The following is a 15,211-nucleotide window of genomic DNA, read 5'->3' as shown; positions in this document are numbered from 1 at the left end:
GTTGATGCCCAACTGCTTGGCGATCCGCGCGAGCGCGCCGGCACGGGTGGCCGGGTCCTTCCGGGCCTCCACAGCCATCCGGGTGGCCCGCTCACGCAGCTCGTCGGGGTACTTCCTCGGTGCTGCCATGACTCTCATCCTTCCGTTGGATGAGAGCCTCCATCAGACCCGGCACGGGACAGTGCGCCCCCGCCTCGGGGGCGCTGGTTGCGCCGTCGCCGATCGTCGGCCGGCGCGGATCTGCGTCTGCCGCAGCCATGTCGGCTACCTTGGGGCGTGGACCCCATTGAGCGATCGCGGTCTGCCAAACGATCAGCCGCGCTGCGGCACGCGCCCGCAGATGGGGCCCATGGTCCCGCGGGACGACTCGCGCCCTCTCGCCGGAGTGGCGTCGACCGCTTCCACGCCCTCGGTTTCGTGCTTATCGCGCTGGGGTTCGGTGTGGCGACCAGCGCGCTGCTCGGGCCGTTGGCCCTGCACCAGATGCAGTACCGAACGTCGGTGACGACCCTCAACCAACTCCTGGGCGGCGACGCCGCGAGCCTGTTCGTCGTCGCACCCCTTGCGTTGGTCGCCGGCGTGCTGGCGCTGCGGCGCCATCCGGTTGCCCCGCTGCTAGCCCTTGGTCCGGCGCTCTACGTCATCTACATGTTCGCCCAGTTGGTCATCGGCCAGGAGTACCTGCGCCTGCCAGGCAATGTTGAGCGGTTCTTCCCGCTGTTGCTGGCGGTTTTCGTCCTCGGTGAGGCGGCGGTGGTGTTGGCCTGGGGTGCGGTGCCGGCCGGCCTTCCGCGGCTTTCCCACCGGCTGGAGCGGATTGCCGGAGTGGCGCTGATCCTGGTCGCACTGTTCCTCGTGTTCGGCCTTCATCTCCGTCCGATAGTGACTGCCTGGCAGGACCCGTCGAGCTTGACCGAGTACGCCTCAAGTCCCACGGCCTTCTGGATGGTCAAGCTGATGGACCTGGGGATAGTGGTGCCGGCGGCTTTGGCCACCGGGATCGGTGTGCTGCGCGGTGTGCCTTGGGCCCGCCGGGCGATGTACGCGATGCTGACCGGGTACACCTGCCTGGCGATCGCCGTGGCGGCGATGGGCGTGGTCATGTACGCGAATGACGACCCCGATGCCTCCCTTGGTCTCGCCGGGGGGTTTGTCATGTTCGCTCTGCTGTTCGCGACCGTCACGGTGCTGCTGTATCGCCCGCTGTTCGCTCTCGCCAGGTCGCTCCGAGACGGTCCGGCCGGTCCGCGTGACGTCACTGTCGACAGCGTCACCACGACCGTCGGCAACGGCTGAGGGTGATCGGTTCACCTCACCGGAACGTGGCCCCGGTGATCTGGGCGCGGAAGAACTCGCCTTCGGACTCTCGATCCGTACCCCACCACCAGCCCGCACGGAGTACCGACCCGATCGTCACACCGGCGAAGGTCTGCTCGTCCTCGATGGCGACGCCGAACGGGTAGCGCCCGAACGGCGCTCCGTTGGGATTGCCCCAGCGTTGCATGAGGACGCCGAGCAGCCGCCCGTCAGGGCCGACCTGTAGCTCGGCGCTCTCGTCCTGTCCGTTGATGAGCCAGGTGACGACGACCCGGTCGTCGTCGGAGCCCGGTGTCCAGGTTGCGCCGGTGAAGGTGGTCGGTACCAGGGTCATCTCACCTGCCAGGCGGCCGGCGGCGCTGCGGGTGACGTCGGGCCCGCTGGCGGACATGACGGGGATCAGGCCGCCCAGCCGCCAGCTCATCTGGCCCGACCCTGAGCTGAGCCGGTCGAAACCGACCACCGGGACGCCGAAAAGGCGGGCGGTCGCGGCCCAGATGAAGCCCCGCGGTGGGGTGAGCACCTGGCGTGCGGTGAAGGGCCGCCAGGTGCCGAGGCGGATCTGTCCGCGCATGGACAACTCCACCGTCGGCCACAGCGGGGTGCCCGGTGCGATCGCGTGGGTCAACCAGCGGCGCGCGGGCTCGGGAAGGTCGGCGACCAACGCGGGAGCGAAGACCTCGGGCTGGCCCCTGGTTCTGGACAGCAGGTCCCATTCGCGTCGCACGCTTCGGGCAGCGCGCGGCACCGAGGAGGCGGTCACCGCGTCGCTCCGGCGTTCTGAGGCCTGTTTGTGCGATGTGCTGCGGCGACGGTGGCTGCGACGCCGATCAGCACGGCGGCGTCGACGAGCAGACCGGCCAGCGCGATCGAGGCCGACGGCAGCAGCACCGCGACCGATATCAGTGCGGCGAGAAGACCGATCGGGCGCCAGGCGGAGCGCCCTCGGAGCAGCAGCACCGCGGTCAGCAGGAACAACAGAGTGGCGGCCAACCAGACGCCGCCGACAATCATCCCGGGAGGCGAACCGGCCGCCGGCGACACGTCGTCGTAGCGCAGCTCGCCCGGCTGCCCCCACCGCCACAGCAGCGCGGCACCCAGCAGATGGACCAAGCCGTGCACGGCCAACACCGCAGCGGCTGCTGCCCGCAGCAGCCGATACCCTCTCGACCGGCCCTTCAGGGACTGAGCTCCTGTCACTCGAGGACCGTAGCCGCCTCCGTCGGCTTCAGAGGCGGGGTAGCAGGACGCGGTACGAAGGGCGGCCGCAGCCCCCACGTTCATCCAGTCCACCGGCCCGAGGCAAGTGCGTCTCGACAGCTCGCGAGGCCGATGGTCGGACCTGGGGCAGCGAGGGGACCAGGGCTTACGGTGCGAGCGGAGGGAGCCGGAGCGATGACGGAAACCAAGGCGCGTATTTCAGGGCGTGGGCGTGGCGCTGGGCGCCGGCATCGGCATGACGGTGGGACTGGTGATCGCAGGCGGTCCGGGGATCGCTCGGTGCGGCCGTCGGGGCCGGGCTCGGAGTCGTCGTGGGTGCCGCCTGGGATGCGTTCGCTTCCCACGACGCAGTGCGGCGCAGCGACTGACGGATCTTCAGCGAATGGCTACGTCTCCACCCCGAAGTTCGGCGTCATCGAGCAGGTCCAGCACCTGTCGCCGGATCTCCATGTCCTCTCGGGCCGTGACGACGACCGTGCGAACGGCTGCTCCTTCGGCGGTGATGTCCCCGTCCGCAGTCGTCGCCCGGTTGGCCGCCGGGTCGACGGCCACTCCCAGGTGGTCCAGGCCTTCGGCGAGCGCGGCGCGGACCTCCCAGGAGTGCTCGCCCACGCCTCCGGTGAGCACCAGCAAGTCCAAGCCTCCAGTGGCGGCGGTCATGGCAGCCGCCTCCCGCACGAGTCGGTGCAGGTAGACGTCGAACGCCAGCGCACACGCCGCGTCGCCGGCGGCGCGCCCGGCCAGGACGTCGCGGAGGTCTCCGTCCGTGCCGGACAGGCCCTTGAGCCCGGCGTGGTGCTCGAGGACATCGGCCAGCTCCGGCTGCGGGATCTGCCCGTGCTCGAGCAGCCACAGCACCAATCCCGGGTCGACGGTGCCGGGCCGGGTGTTCATGACGAGCCCAGCGAGCGGGGTGAAGCCCATGGTGGTGTCCACCGAGACGCCGCCCTGCACCGCAGCGAGCGACGCCCCCGCCCCTAGGTGGCAGGAGACTGCGCGCAGCTCGGCCACCGGCCGCCCCACGATCTCCGCTGCCCGCCGCGCCGCGTAGGCATGGGACAGCCCGTGGAAGCCGTACCGGCGCAGACCCCACCGTTCGTTCCACTCCCGCGGGAGGGCGTAGGTGGCGGCAGCCGTCGGCAGGGTCGTGTGGAAGCCGGTGTCGAAGCAGGCGACAGCCGGGACGTCGGGGAGCAGGTCGCGCACCGACCGGATGCCGGCCAGCGCACGGGGCTGGTGGAGCGGCGCCAAGTGACTGATCGAGTACAGGTAGGCGATCAGGATGTCGTCCACGACCACGGGTTCGGCGTGCCGCGGCCCGCCGTGCACGACTCGGTGGCCGACGGCGTCCACCGGACCGCAGGCGGTGAGGAACTCCCGCAGCGGTTCCAGGTGCCCCTCGCCCTGCCAGTGCTGCGCCGTGGTGGATGCAGTCACGGCGCCGTCGCCGTCCAGCCGGGCCAGCTTGAGGCTGCTCGAGCCCGCGTTGACGACGAGGACCCTCATCCCGCCTCGGGCTCCTGCAGGGGGTCCGCGCCCGACGTGATGGGCCCCCGTGCCCCGCTCCACTGCCAGTTCCGGATCTCGGGCAGGTCCTCCCCGTGGACGCGGATGTAGCGCCGGTGCTCGATGAGCTGGTCGCGCAGCCGGTCGCGGGCGTGGGCGCCGACCGTCCGCAGAAGGGGGACCCGGTCGATGACGTCGATGGCGAGGTTGTAGCGGTCGATGCGGTTCATCACGCAGATGTCGAACGGTGTGGTGGTCGTGCCTTCCTCGACGTAGCCGCGCACGTGGAAGTTCTCGTGGTTGGTCCGCCGGTAGGTCAGCCGGTGGATGAGCCAGGGGTAGCCGTGGTAGGCGAAGATCACCGGCTTGTCGGTCGTGAAGTAGGCGTCGAACTCTCGGTCGGAGAGACCGTGCGGGTGCTCCCGGTCGTCCTGCAAGCGCATCAGGTCGACCACGTTGACCACCCGGACCCTCAGGTCCGGGAAGTACCCGCGCAGGATTTCGACGGCGGCGAGGGTCTCCATGGTGGGCACGTCGCCGGCGCAGCCGAGGACGACGTCGGGCTCCTCGCCCGCGTCGGTGCTGGCCCACGGCCAGATCCCAATGCCCTTGGTGCAGTGCTCGACGGCGCTGTCGATGTCCAGGTACTGGAGCGCAGGCTGCTTTCCGGCGACGATCACGTTCACGTACTGCCCGGTGCGCAGGCAGTGGTCAGCCACCGAGAGCAGGGTATTGGCATCCGGCGGCAGGTAGACCCGGATGACGTCGGCTTTCTTGTTCACCACGTGGTCGATGAAGCCGGGGTCCTGGTGGGAGAAGCCGTTGTGGTCCTGCCGCCAGACGTGCGACGTGAGCAGATAGTTCAGGGACGCGATGGGCCGCCGCCACGGGATGCCGTTGGTGGTCTTCAGCCACTTCGCGTGCTGGTTGAACATCGAGTCGACGACGTGGATGAAGGCCTCGTAGCAGGAGAATAACCCGTGTCGGCCGGTGAGCAGGTAGCCCTCCAGCCAGCCTTGGCAGAGGTGCTCGGAGAGCACCTCCATCACCCGGCCGTCGGGGGCGAGGTGGTCGTCGCCGGGCAGCCGCTCTGCCATCCAGGCCCGGTCGGTGACGTCGAGGACGTCGCCCAGCCGGTTGGAGTTGTTCTCGTCCGGGGAGAAGACCCGGAACGTCGTCATGTTCTCCCGCATGACCTCGCGGAGGAAGGCGCCGAGCACCCGGGTGGACTCGACCGCTCCCGTGCCCGGGGCCGGCACGGGAACGGCGGACTCCCGGAAGTCGGGCATCCGCAGCGGCTGCAGCAGCTCCCCGCCATTGGCGTGTGGGTTCGCACTCAGCCGGCGGAGGCCGGCCGGGTGCAGGTCCCGGACGGCGGCCACCGGGGCACCGGACTCGTCGAACAGCTCCTCCGGCCGGTAGCTGCGCAGCCACTCCTCGAGGACAGCGCGGTGGCCGTCGTCCTCGCGGGCGTTCTTGAACGGCACCTGGTGGGACCGCCAGGTGCCCTCGACCTGCAGGCCGTCGACCGTCGCCGGTCCGGTCCAGCCCTTCGGGGAGGCGAGCACGATCATCGGCCAGTGCGGCCGGCTGGAATCGCCGTCCTCGCGGGCCCGCCGCTGAATCTCGGCGATTTCGTCCAGGCAGCGGTCGAGCGTGGCGGCGAACTGCTGGTGCATCGTCGCCGGGTCGTCGCCCTCGACGAGATGGGGCGTGTGGCCGTAGCCGCGCATCAGCTCGAGCAGTTCCTCGCGCGGGATCCGGGCCAGCACCGTCGGATTGGCGATCTTGTACCCGTTTAGGTGCAGGATCGGCAGCACCGCCCCGTCCGTGCGCGGGTCGGCGAACTTGTTCGAGTGCCAGCTCGCGGCCAGGGGGCCGGTCTCGGCCTCCCCGTCGCCGACCACCGCGGCGACCACGAGGTCGGGGTTGTCGAACGCCGCGCCGTAGGCGTGGACCAGGGCGTAGCCGAGCTCGCCGCCCTCGTGGATGGAACCGGGGGTCTCTGGCGCGACATGACTCGGGATGCCGCCGGGGAAGGAGAACTGGGTGAACAGCCGGTCCATGCCGACCGCGTCCTGCGAGATCTCGGGGTAGACCTCGGTGTAGGTGCCCTCCAGCCAGGCTGCCGCGACCGGTCCGGGGCCGCCGTGCCCGGGGCCCATCACATAGATCATGTTCAGGTCGCGCGCAGTGATCGCCCGGTTCAGGTGCGCGTAGACAAAGTTCAGGCCCGGGGTGGTCCCCCAGTGACCCAGGAGGCGGGGCTTGATGTGCTCCGGCAGCAACGGCTCCCGCAGCAGCGGATTGTTCATCAGGTAGATCTGGCCCACGGACAGGTAGTTCGCCGCCCGCCACCAGTCGTCCAGCGCGGCAAGCTCCGTGTCTGAGAGCGGACCGGTCGATGCATCGGACTGTGCTCTCGCGACGACGTCCATGCCCCATCCCACCGGACGGCGCCCTGCCCTCGCAAACCGGAGGCGGGGCGTCCTGTGGCGTCGACGAGGACTTTCGCCGACGATCAGCTCACCGGAGCCGTCCGGCACACCCGGGAGCGCCGATGACAACCACCACGGATGCGACCGACCCCGTCGCCACCGGCCGGTGGCACGTCCTGTCCCGGCAGGACGCGCTGGGCTGGCTGGACACCACGTCGCACGGGCTCAGCGATCACGAGGCAGCGCGCCGGGCCGCCCGGGACGGCCGCAACGAAATCCCCACGACAGAGGCGACCTCGGCCCTGACGGTCCTGCTGCGCCAGTTCGTCAGCCCGCTGATCGGGATCCTCGTCCTCTGCTTCGCCGTCACCCTCGCGCTGCGCGAGTGGGTGGACGCCACCGCGATCCTGGTCATCCTGCTCATCAACGCCGGGATCGGATTCTGGCAGGAGCGCAAGGCAGAGACCGCCGTCCGCGCGTTGCAGCAGCTGTCGGTGCCGGTCTGCCGGGTGCTGCGCGACGGGCAGGAGCGCGAGCTTCCTGCGGCTGAGCTGGTCCGCGGCGACGTCGTACTGCTGGAGAGCGGGGAGCGGGTGCCCGCCGATCTGCGGCTGCTTCAAGTCAACGGACTGCAGGTCGACGAGTCGATGCTGACCGGTGAGGTGCTGCCGGTGACCAAGCAGGTCAGCCGGTTGCCACCGCACACCCATGCCAGCGACCGCACCAACCTGGCCTTCAGCGGCACCCTCGTCACCTCCGGGCGGGGCCTTGGCCTCGTGGTCGGCGTCGGTACCGGCACCGAGATCGGGATGATCAACGAGCTGGTGCAGGGCCCCGCCGGTAAGACCCCCATGCAGGTCCTGACCCACACACTCGAGCGGCGGATCGGCGTCGTCGTCGCGCTCGCCGCGGGTGGCATCTTCGTGGCCGGGCTGATCCTCGGCTACGGCGCATCGGAGATGTTCCGGACCGCCGTCGCGCTCGCGGTGGCGTCGGTCCCCGAGTCGCTGCCGATCGTGCTCACGGTCGCGATGAGCTTGGGCGTGGCGCGGATGGCCCGGCACAACGCGATCGTGCGCTCGCTGCCCGCGGTGGAGACGCTCGGCTCGACCACAGTCATCGGCTCGGACAAGACCGGCACGCTCACCCGCAACGAGATGACCGTCGAGGTCGTCTGGACCGCGAGCGGCACTCTCGACCTCCGGAGCGCGACCGGCACGCCGCCGCACCTGAGGCCGGCAGCTCGGCTGACGCTCCGGGCCGGGGCGCTCAGCAACGAGGCAGTGCGCGCCCCGGCCGGCGCGGTGACCGCGGCGGGTGATTCGCTGGATCTCACCGGGGACGCCGTCGACGTGGCAATGCTCCGGGCGGCAGTGCACCTGGGCGCGGCGACGCTGGACGAGCGCGACGAGCCCTGGGTGGCGCACACGCCCTACGAGCCGGAGTTGCGCCTGTCGCAGACGGTGCGCACCGGCGCGGACGGCGTCCGCGTCCTCTACGTCAAGGGTTCCCCCGACGTCCTCGCCGGGCTGTCCGTCGCGCAGGCGACCGACGACGGCGAGCGTCCGTTCGACCCGGCCGCGGTCGAGGCAGCCAACTCCGAGCTCGCCGGTCAGGGAATGCGCGTCCTGGCGACCGCGATGCGCCGGCTTAACCCCGCCGAGCCAATCCAGCGGCCGCTGCCCCCGCCGACCGGGCTGACATTCCTGGGCCTGGAGGCGATGGAGGACCCGCCCCGCGCCGGTGTCGCCGAAGCGGTGGCCGACTGCCGCCAGGCCGGGATCACCGTCGTCATGATCACCGGGGACCAACCCGCGACGGCCGCGTCCATCGCGTCCCGTCTGGGTTTGGGCACCGGCATCCACCCGGTCACCGGCGCAGAGATGGAGGACATCGACGACCACGTGCTCGCCGCCCGGCTCCGCAAGAGCGGCGTCGCAGCCCGCGTCACTCCGCAGGACAAGCTGCGCATCGTCCGGATCCTGCAGGCCGAGGACGAGGTCGTGGCAGTGACCGGCGACGGAGTAAACGACGCACCGGCCCTGCGCGCGGCCTCGATCGGAGTGGCGATGGGGCGCTCGGGCACCGCCGTTGCGCGCGAGGCCGCCGACATCGTGCTCACCGACGACAACTTCGTGACGATCGTCGACGCCGTCAAGCAGGGGCGGGTCACCTTCAACGCCATCCGCAAGGCCACCTTCTTCCTGCTGGCGACCGGGCTGGCCTTGCTGCTGTCGGTGTCGGCGAACCTGCTCGCCGAGCAGCCGCTGCTCTTCCTGCCGGTGCAGCTGCTCTTCGTCAACGTCGTCACCAATGGGATCCAGGACATCGCGCTGGCCTTCGAGCCGCCGGAGGGCGACGAGTTGCATCGCCCGCCGCGGGCCCGCCGGGAGGGGCTGCTCTCAGGGGCGCTATGGCTGCGCACTGCGCTGGCCGGGGCCTGGATGGCCGGCGCCATCCTGGTGTGCTTCCGGTGGGCGCTCGGCCAGGGCTACACCGAGGAGCATGCCCGTACGATCGCGCTCACGCTGTTCGTGATGCTGAACTTCTGGCTCGTGTTCAGCGCCCGTACGGAGAACCGGTCGCTGTTCGCCCTCAACCCCTTCGGCAACCGGCTGCTGCTCGGCAGCGCCCTGGGCGCCCTCGCTCTCTACGTGTTCGCCACCGAGTGGTCCGCGGCCGCGGAACTACTCGGCCTCGTGCCACTGTCCGCGTCGGAGTGGCTGGTGTGCTGGCTGCTCGGCGCCACGGTGCTGCTCATCGTCGAACTGGACAAGTTCGTCCACTGGCGGGCGCGCGTCCGCGCCGGACGTCGGCCCGTCGAGCCGGTCGGAGCTCGGGGCGGTCGCACGCTGTCGTAGCCCAGGCAGCCTCAGCGCACCCGGACCGGGACGCATCTGGCACTACTCCTGGGCGGTGTTCGGTTCATCATCGGCAGCTCGATGAAAACCGTGAGCCACCGAAGGCGACCACAGTGCTCGCGCTAGCCCCGGGGCTGACCGCGAGGTGATCGGCGAGGCACTCGACGATCAGTGGTCAGCCGGCGACCCCTCGCCCTCCGAGCCGGTCCGGCTCGACGACACGCCTGACAACAACGCGTAGCCGCCAAACGTGCTCGGTCCCCTAGCCGCTGCAGCAGCTCCGTGACGAGGACGGCGCGCCTGGAAGCGAGGTCGTCGACTGGAGCAAGCTGCGAACTCAGAGTGGCCGCCCGGCGGGGACGACGAAAATCGAACAGCGGGCGTGGTGCAGGAGGGCCTTGGCAACACTGCCGAGAAGCAACTCTCGGCTCGCTGACCGGCCCCTGGAGCCGACGACTATGACTGCCGCCTCACGCTCCGCGGCGTGGTCGGCGAGAGTTGCCGCGACCGCTCGGGCGCTGCCTGGTCGTCCCGCACAGTCGAGCTGGACGTGACCCGCGTCCAACGGCGCGGAAGGCTCACCCTCGGGATCGCCGGGGACCTCCACGGACGCCGTCAGTATTTCCCGGCCGGGGAACAGGGACGCTGCGGCAGCGGCGGCGTGCGAAGCCCCCGGTGAGCCGTCCGTGGCCACGAGCACTGGCCCGGCGACGGCGGCCGACCGCTCTCGCGTTGTCAGCGGATAGGGCACTACCAGCACGGGAACCACACTGACGTGAACCACGAGGTCGGAGACGCTTCCCATGACCGCTTGCACCCCTGCAAGGCCGCGAGAGCCCAGGATCACGAGATCGGCCCCGCGCTCCTCGGCGAGACGCGCGAAGTGGTACCCGTCGCCGCCGAAGGACCGCTGCACCAGCTTCTCGGCTTCCCAGCCCGCTGCCTGAGCCAGCGCGACGCCATTTCCGGCCAGCCGCTCGGCCTCCGCTCGGCCCTCGCTCTCAAGGAGGTCGATGAGTTGCTCGAGACTGTCGGCCTCCCGCCTCAGTCGCTGCCGCAGCTGCGGAACGGCGAAGGGCGGTTCCCAGAGGTGCACCACCTGTGCCGCGGCCGAAGGCACGAGGTGAGCGGCGACCTCGATTGCGTTGGCGGCGGCGGGTGACCCGTCATAGCCGGCGAGAACCCGGAGAGAGCGGTCTTCAGCGGTGCTCATGCCCTGATCATGCCTGGGCGCACCAAGCTGCCAGACGGCGAAACCTGACGCCTGGTTGCGGGCCCGTGTCGCGATCCGCGGGTCACCTGCCTCGCTCCGCTTCCACGCGGTTCTCTCGGTCCACATCCCAGGAGTTCGTCAGCCATCGCCCGGTTGTCGGCCTGCTCCCTGATTGTGTCGTTCATGGGGGAGAAGGCGTCGTCCCGCCAGGGGACGATGGGCCAGCAGGCCCTCGGTCCCAGTCCAGGCCCGGTGCGGCCGCGGGACCCGTAGTCCCTCAACGTGATACGCAGACAGGGTGCGGCGGCTTAGAGCCCGCTCGAATATCCGCTGATCGGGGCGGTGCCGCAGTCCATACGCCTGCTCGAGTTTCGCAAGTTCCGGGTCTATTCCCTACGCGCGCGTGCGCGAGACCATCCTCCGCTCCAAGCCTCGTACGCCGCTGGTGGGAAAGGCCCGGTGACGTCCCGCTGAGTGGTGGATGTAGTCCTCACCGTGTTGGTCAGCGGTGTGGTGACTATGACGCGATCAGAGCCGGCTGCGCCACCTCCTTCGCCGGGTCGCTGCGACTGACGAGCAGGGCCATGGAGCCCTCGGAGAGGTAGCGGCGGTCGGAGACCTGCCATTCGTCGTGGGCCTCGACGAGGACCGCGCCGGCGAGGCGCAGCAGCGCTTCGGGATTGGGGAAGACGCCGACGACGTCGGTGCGCCGCTTGATCTCCTTGTTCAGCCGTTCCAGCGGGGGTGGTCGACCAGACCTTCTTCCAGTGCGCGACGGGGAAGGCGGTGAACGCCAGCAGGTCCTCGGCGGCGTCGCGCAGCATGGCCTCGACCTGGGGGAACTGGCGGCCGAGCATGCCGGCGATCACGTCGAGCTGGGAGCGCACGTGTTCGGCGTCGGGCTGGGCGAAGACGGTGCGGATGGCGGCGGCCACCATCTCGCTGTTGCCCTTCGGGACGCGGGCCAGGAGGTTGCGCATGAAGTGCACTCGGCATCGTTGCCAGCTGGCACCGAGCGGAACCGCGGCGATGGCGGCCTTCAGGCCGGCGTGGGCGTCGGAGATGACCAGCTGGGTGCCGGCCAGCCCGCGAGCCTTCAGCGAGCGAAGGAACGCGGTCCAGAAGGCGCCGTCCTCGGAGTCGCCGACGGCGAAGCCGAGGACCTCCCGGTGCCCGTCGGTGGCCACTCCGGTGGCGATGACGACGGCCTGGGAGACCACCCGGCGGTTGACCCGGGCCTTGCAGTAGGTGGCGTCGAGGAACACGTAGGGGAAGGCCTGCTCGCCCAGGCTGCGGTCGCGGAAGGCGGCCACCTCGGCGTCGAGGTCGGCACAGATCCGGGACACCTCGGACTTGCTGATGCCGGTGTCGGCGCCCAGTGCCTTGACCAGGTCGTCGACCTTCCGCGTGGACACGCCGTGCAGATAGGCCCCCATCACCACCGCGAACAGCGCCTGGTCGATCCGCCGGCGGGGTTCCAGCAGCGAGGGGAAGAACGAGCCGGCGCGCAGCTTCGGGATGCGCAGCTCCAGATCCCCGGCCGTGGTCGTGAGCACCCGCGGGCGGGAGCCGTTGCGCTGGGCGGTGCGGGCCTCGGTGCGCTCGTGCGGGCCGGCGCCGATCACCGCGGTAAGCTCGGCCTCGATCAAGGCCTGGTAGATCGTCGTGGCCGCCGACCGGATGCGGTCGTCGACATCGGCGGCCTTCAGTGCGTCGAGCACCTCGAGCAGGGCAGACTGGTCCAGGGCCATCGTGTGCTGTGTCCTTCCGCGAGAACCATTGGCGTGGTCTCGCTGACCATCACACGATGGCCCCTTCGCGTGGTCTTCCACGCGAACGGTGACCTGGACTTACACCACCAGCGGGGACGTCACCAAAGGCCCTGCCACCTCGTGACCCAGGGATTACAGATCCCTCCCCGCCCCGCTGATCTGCACAGACGTGGGGTGTGGGCACGAGGTGGGCACACGCCGATCAGGCCACGGCCGCCAACGTTCACAGCCGGGGAAGGCGACTCCCAGCCCGCGGATCCGCCGGTCCTGCCCGAGGTCGACCAGCGTCCCGCGGATCACGTCGGCGATCGACGGCCCTGCTCCTCGGTCAACCGCAGTCAGACCTCGTCGACCCCGGCTGAGCACCGCCGCACGGCCGGGCGGCTGGGGACCTACCTCGCGGATCCCGATCTCGGTGCCGCGGCGATCCGGGCCATCCGGGCGATCGAGGGCTGCGAGCGGTGATCGTCCGAGTGAGGCGTGGCTCCAGTCCCGCGGTTGGCAATGCTGGCTCAAGCTTGGCTGACGGCCTCGTGAGCGCGGCGGTAGGCGTCGATCATCTTGGCCGGCAGACGTCCGCGGTCGCCGACCTCGTAGCCGTTGGCGCGGGCCCAGGCGCGCACGGCCGCTGGGGACGCGGTCACGTGCGTGGTCGACACCGTGCTGTCGTCGACCCCCGAGTGGCTCGCCGGTGCGACCGCCACCTTGCCTGGCTCCCCCGCGCGGGGCCGCGGCAGGGCGGCCGTGCGCTTGACGGCGGGTTGCAGGTGCTTGAGCAACACCGAGAACTCGTCGGGGTGCACGCAGCGGATGCCACGCGTGGCCGCCTCAGCGGCCTTGCCGCCGGCGAAGCTGCCGTCGGTGACCAGTAGTGCGGTGCGGGAGGAGACGTTGTTCATCACCCGGACGCCCACCTTTTCGGCCCGCCGCTCGAGGCGCTCGCGTACTTGCCAGTCGCAGCCGGTGAAGGCGACCTTGTCGGCGACGCGCAGAGGCTCGCCGAGCGCCCAGTCTCCCGGCAGTGGCCGCAGACCGGCGGACAGCCGCTCGTGGCGGGCTGCTTCGGCATCGTCGAGGACTGCTGTGACCTCCTCCGCCGGCACGTCGAGCAGCTCGGCGGCGGCGGTCAGCTCGGCCCTCTCCGCCCGGGTGACCTTGCCGTCGTCCAGGGCCAGGTGGGCCAGGGCGAGCAGGAATCCGCGGTGCGCGGCCTCCACTGCATCGCCGTCGAGCTCGTAGATGGAGGCCAGGTCCACCAGGGCGGCGCGCTCCTCGTCGGTCAGCACGCCGTCCTCGAGTACCTCGGCGAGCAGCTCCAGGTAGGCCAGCGAGCCTTCAGGCGCGCCCTCATCGATGGCGTCGGCGAGGCGGACGTTCTCTAGCAGGGTGACTAGCGGCGCGGCCGGAGGCTTCGCCGCCCACTTCTGCGTGTTGTACCCGGCGCGCGCGGGTGGCTTGGCGACGGGTGGGCGGACCCCGCCGGGTGCGGTCGGCCAGGCGACCGCGCGGGCCAGCTGCGGCAGGTCGAGTAGCTCCTGGCGCGGCGGGCCGCCCCAGGTGGGATCGAGGTACGACGCCAGCAGGCTGGCGGTGGCGCGGGCGTCGTGCAATGCGGAGTGCGCGCCCTGCAGCGAGAGCCCGATCGCGGTGTAGCAGTCGGTCAGCCGTCGGCGGCCGAGGTCAGGCAGGTGGTCGTAGCTGTGGTCGAGGGTGCAGGCCGCGGGCAGGCGCGGCAGCGCCCAACCGGCGCGGGCGTACTCGGTGCGGAGGAATCCCAGGTCGAAGGTGACGTTGTGCCCGGCGACCGCCACGCCCGCGAGCCGGGCGCTGATCTCGGGCAGCACCTCGGAGAACCGGGGTGCGTTGGCGACGTCGGCATCGGTGATGCCGTGGATGTGGGTGGCCCCGACCGGGCCGTCGGGGTGGAACCGGCACACCCACTCGTCGACCACCTGACCGGTTGAGTCGGTGCGGACGATGGCCAGCTCGAGGATGCGGTGGCTGTTCGGCGACAGGCCGGTGGTCTCCGCGTCGATGACGGCGAACCCGAGCGGCCCGGTCAACGGCACCGTCAGCGCCGGCGCGGTGAACGGCGCGGCCGGAGCCGCAGGCGGAGTCAACAGCACGGGTGCGGCGGATGCGGGCTTGGGCCTGCGGAACCTGTCGAAGAACCCCATGATCACCCTCCGTCGTCGTACGGTCGCGAGGAGCTTGCCAGCCGCCGGCGCCGGAACGGGGCGTTCGGGTTCCAGGGGTACCCCACCGCCCCCACGGGGCTCGCCCGCCCCACAACTCGGTCCGGCATAGGGCGGCCCATCGGGCAGCCGCCGGTAGAGGGCGGTCGCCCCGGTGGGGGCTCAGACCCGTGTTGCGCTGGCGTCGCGTCCGGGTGTCGGTGAGACGGGGTGCGCGTACGTCGCCCCTCTAGATGTACTGACCAGAGACGTTGGTCGAGGACGTGTGACCACGGGATCTGACTGAGGGTCTTGTGGAGGGAGGGGGACTGCCCCGGCTTCGGTTGACTCCTTGCCTGTGAGGCTGCGGCCTCGCTGGAAGGATCAGCATCGTGCCCAAGCCGTTCCCGCCGGAGTTCCGGCGTGACGTCATCGCTGTGGCCCGCAAGGGCGAGGCGTCGATCTCCCAAGTGGCCCGGGATTTCGGGATCTCGGAGTCCTGTCTGCAGCGCTGGCTGAAGATCGCCGACCGGGAAGACGGCCTGGCCCCGCCGGCCGCGTCAGCCGACCGCGGCGGTGAGCCCGGTCAAGCCCGCTGGCGTGGTGTGTGACGGCTACCGCGTGATCTTCGGTTGGGTCAGGCACTGAGCGCCGGGATGGCCGGCTGGTCGGTCACCTCCTCGTCGGCGGTGTCGGTGTCGGTGACGGG

The 15,211-nt window shown here is 70.6% G+C and carries 9 protein-coding genes and 1 pseudogene; 3 read left to right on the top strand and 7 right to left on the bottom strand.

The features are described 5' to 3' along the window. The first annotated feature begins 417 nt into the window (after positions 1–417). Positions 418–1,296, top strand: a complete 879-nt coding sequence (locus ACI79P_RS21380; protein WP_456583073.1) for a hypothetical protein — start codon at positions 418–420, stop codon at positions 1,294–1,296. Between the two features lie 16 nt (positions 1,297–1,312). Here ACI79P_RS21380 and ACI79P_RS21375 read toward each other — a convergent pair whose 3' ends face one another. The 4 genes from ACI79P_RS21375 to ACI79P_RS21360 all read right to left on the bottom strand — a co-directional run bounded on the left by ACI79P_RS21375 (position 1,313) and on the right by ACI79P_RS21360 (position 6,482). Beyond that, entirely contained in the window at positions 1,313–2,080 is a 768-nt protein-coding gene (locus ACI79P_RS21375; protein WP_456583072.1) for a DUF6544 family protein, read from the bottom strand. Beyond that, positions 2,077–2,448, bottom strand: a complete 372-nt coding sequence (locus ACI79P_RS21370; protein WP_456583071.1) for a hypothetical protein — start codon at positions 2,446–2,448, stop codon at positions 2,077–2,079. The genes ACI79P_RS21375 and ACI79P_RS21370 overlap by 4 nt, the downstream gene beginning before the upstream one ends. Before the next feature lie 465 nt (positions 2,449–2,913). Continuing rightward, on the bottom strand, positions 2,914–4,044 hold the full coding sequence (locus ACI79P_RS21365) for an acetate/propionate family kinase (RefSeq protein ID WP_456583070.1): 1,131 nt from the start codon (positions 4,042–4,044) through the stop codon (positions 2,914–2,916). Continuing rightward, positions 4,041–6,482: a phosphoketolase family protein gene (locus ACI79P_RS21360; protein WP_456583069.1), complete on the bottom strand. Its 2,442-nt coding sequence runs from the start codon at positions 6,480–6,482 to the stop codon at positions 4,041–4,043. Before ACI79P_RS21360 ends, ACI79P_RS21365 begins: the two co-directional genes overlap by 4 nt. A 122-nt stretch (positions 6,483–6,604) precedes the next feature. On the opposite strand from ACI79P_RS21360, the gene ACI79P_RS21355 reads away from it, so the two are divergent. Then, positions 6,605–9,343 (top strand): cation-translocating P-type ATPase, encoded by a 2,739-nt coding sequence (locus tag ACI79P_RS21355; protein ID WP_456583068.1) that lies wholly within the window; start codon positions 6,605–6,607, stop codon positions 9,341–9,343. Between the two features lie 337 nt (positions 9,344–9,680). On the opposite strand, the gene ACI79P_RS21350 is transcribed toward ACI79P_RS21355, so the two are convergent. The 3 genes from ACI79P_RS21350 to ACI79P_RS21340 form a co-directional block, all read right to left on the bottom strand. Beyond that, a complete protein-coding gene (locus ACI79P_RS21350) occupies positions 9,681–10,556 on the bottom strand; it encodes a universal stress protein (RefSeq protein WP_456583067.1) in 876 nt (291 codons plus the stop codon). A 386-nt stretch (positions 10,557–10,942) separates the two neighbouring features. Beyond that, complete coding sequence (locus tag ACI79P_RS21345; RefSeq protein WP_456583066.1) at positions 10,943–12,307, bottom strand: IS256 family transposase; 1,365 nt, start codon at positions 12,305–12,307, stop codon at positions 10,943–10,945. 533 nt (positions 12,308–12,840) lie between these two features. Next, positions 12,841–14,505, bottom strand: a complete 1,665-nt coding sequence (locus ACI79P_RS21340; RefSeq protein ID WP_456583065.1) for an exonuclease domain-containing protein — start codon at positions 14,503–14,505, stop codon at positions 12,841–12,843. A gap of 389 nt (positions 14,506–14,894) precedes the next feature. Between ACI79P_RS21340 and ACI79P_RS21335 the strand changes: the two are divergent. Next, a pseudogene (locus ACI79P_RS21335) lies at positions 14,895–15,098 on the top strand (transposase); the annotation flags it as partial. Between the last annotated feature and the right edge of the window lie 113 nt (positions 15,099–15,211).

It is taken from the genome of Blastococcus sp. SYSU DS0510 (genome assembly GCF_054050835.1).
This window is presented reverse-complemented; position numbering and strand designations above follow the sequence as displayed.

Bases quoted from the DNA above. Each gene is read 5' to 3' on its own strand.
- ACI79P_RS21365 (WP_456583070.1), bottom strand. From the start codon at position 4,044: ATGAGGGTCCTCGTCGTCAACGCGGGCTCGAGCAGCCTCAAGCTGGCC.
- ACI79P_RS21360 (WP_456583069.1), bottom strand. From the start codon at position 6,482: ATGGACGTCGTCGCGAGAGCACAGTCCGATGCATCGACCGGTCCGCTC.
- ACI79P_RS21355 (WP_456583068.1), top strand. From the start codon at position 6,605: ATGACAACCACCACGGATGCGACCGACCCCGTCGCCACCGGCCGGTGG.
- ACI79P_RS21350 (WP_456583067.1), bottom strand. From the start codon at position 10,556: ATGAGCACCGCTGAAGACCGCTCTCTCCGGGTTCTCGCCGGCTATGAC.
- ACI79P_RS21345 (WP_456583066.1), bottom strand. From the start codon at position 12,307: ATGGCCCTGGACCAGTCTGCCCTGCTCGAGGTGCTCGACGCACTGAAG.
- ACI79P_RS21340 (WP_456583065.1), bottom strand. From the start codon at position 14,505: ATGGGGTTCTTCGACAGGTTCCGCAGGCCCAAGCCCGCATCCGCCGCA.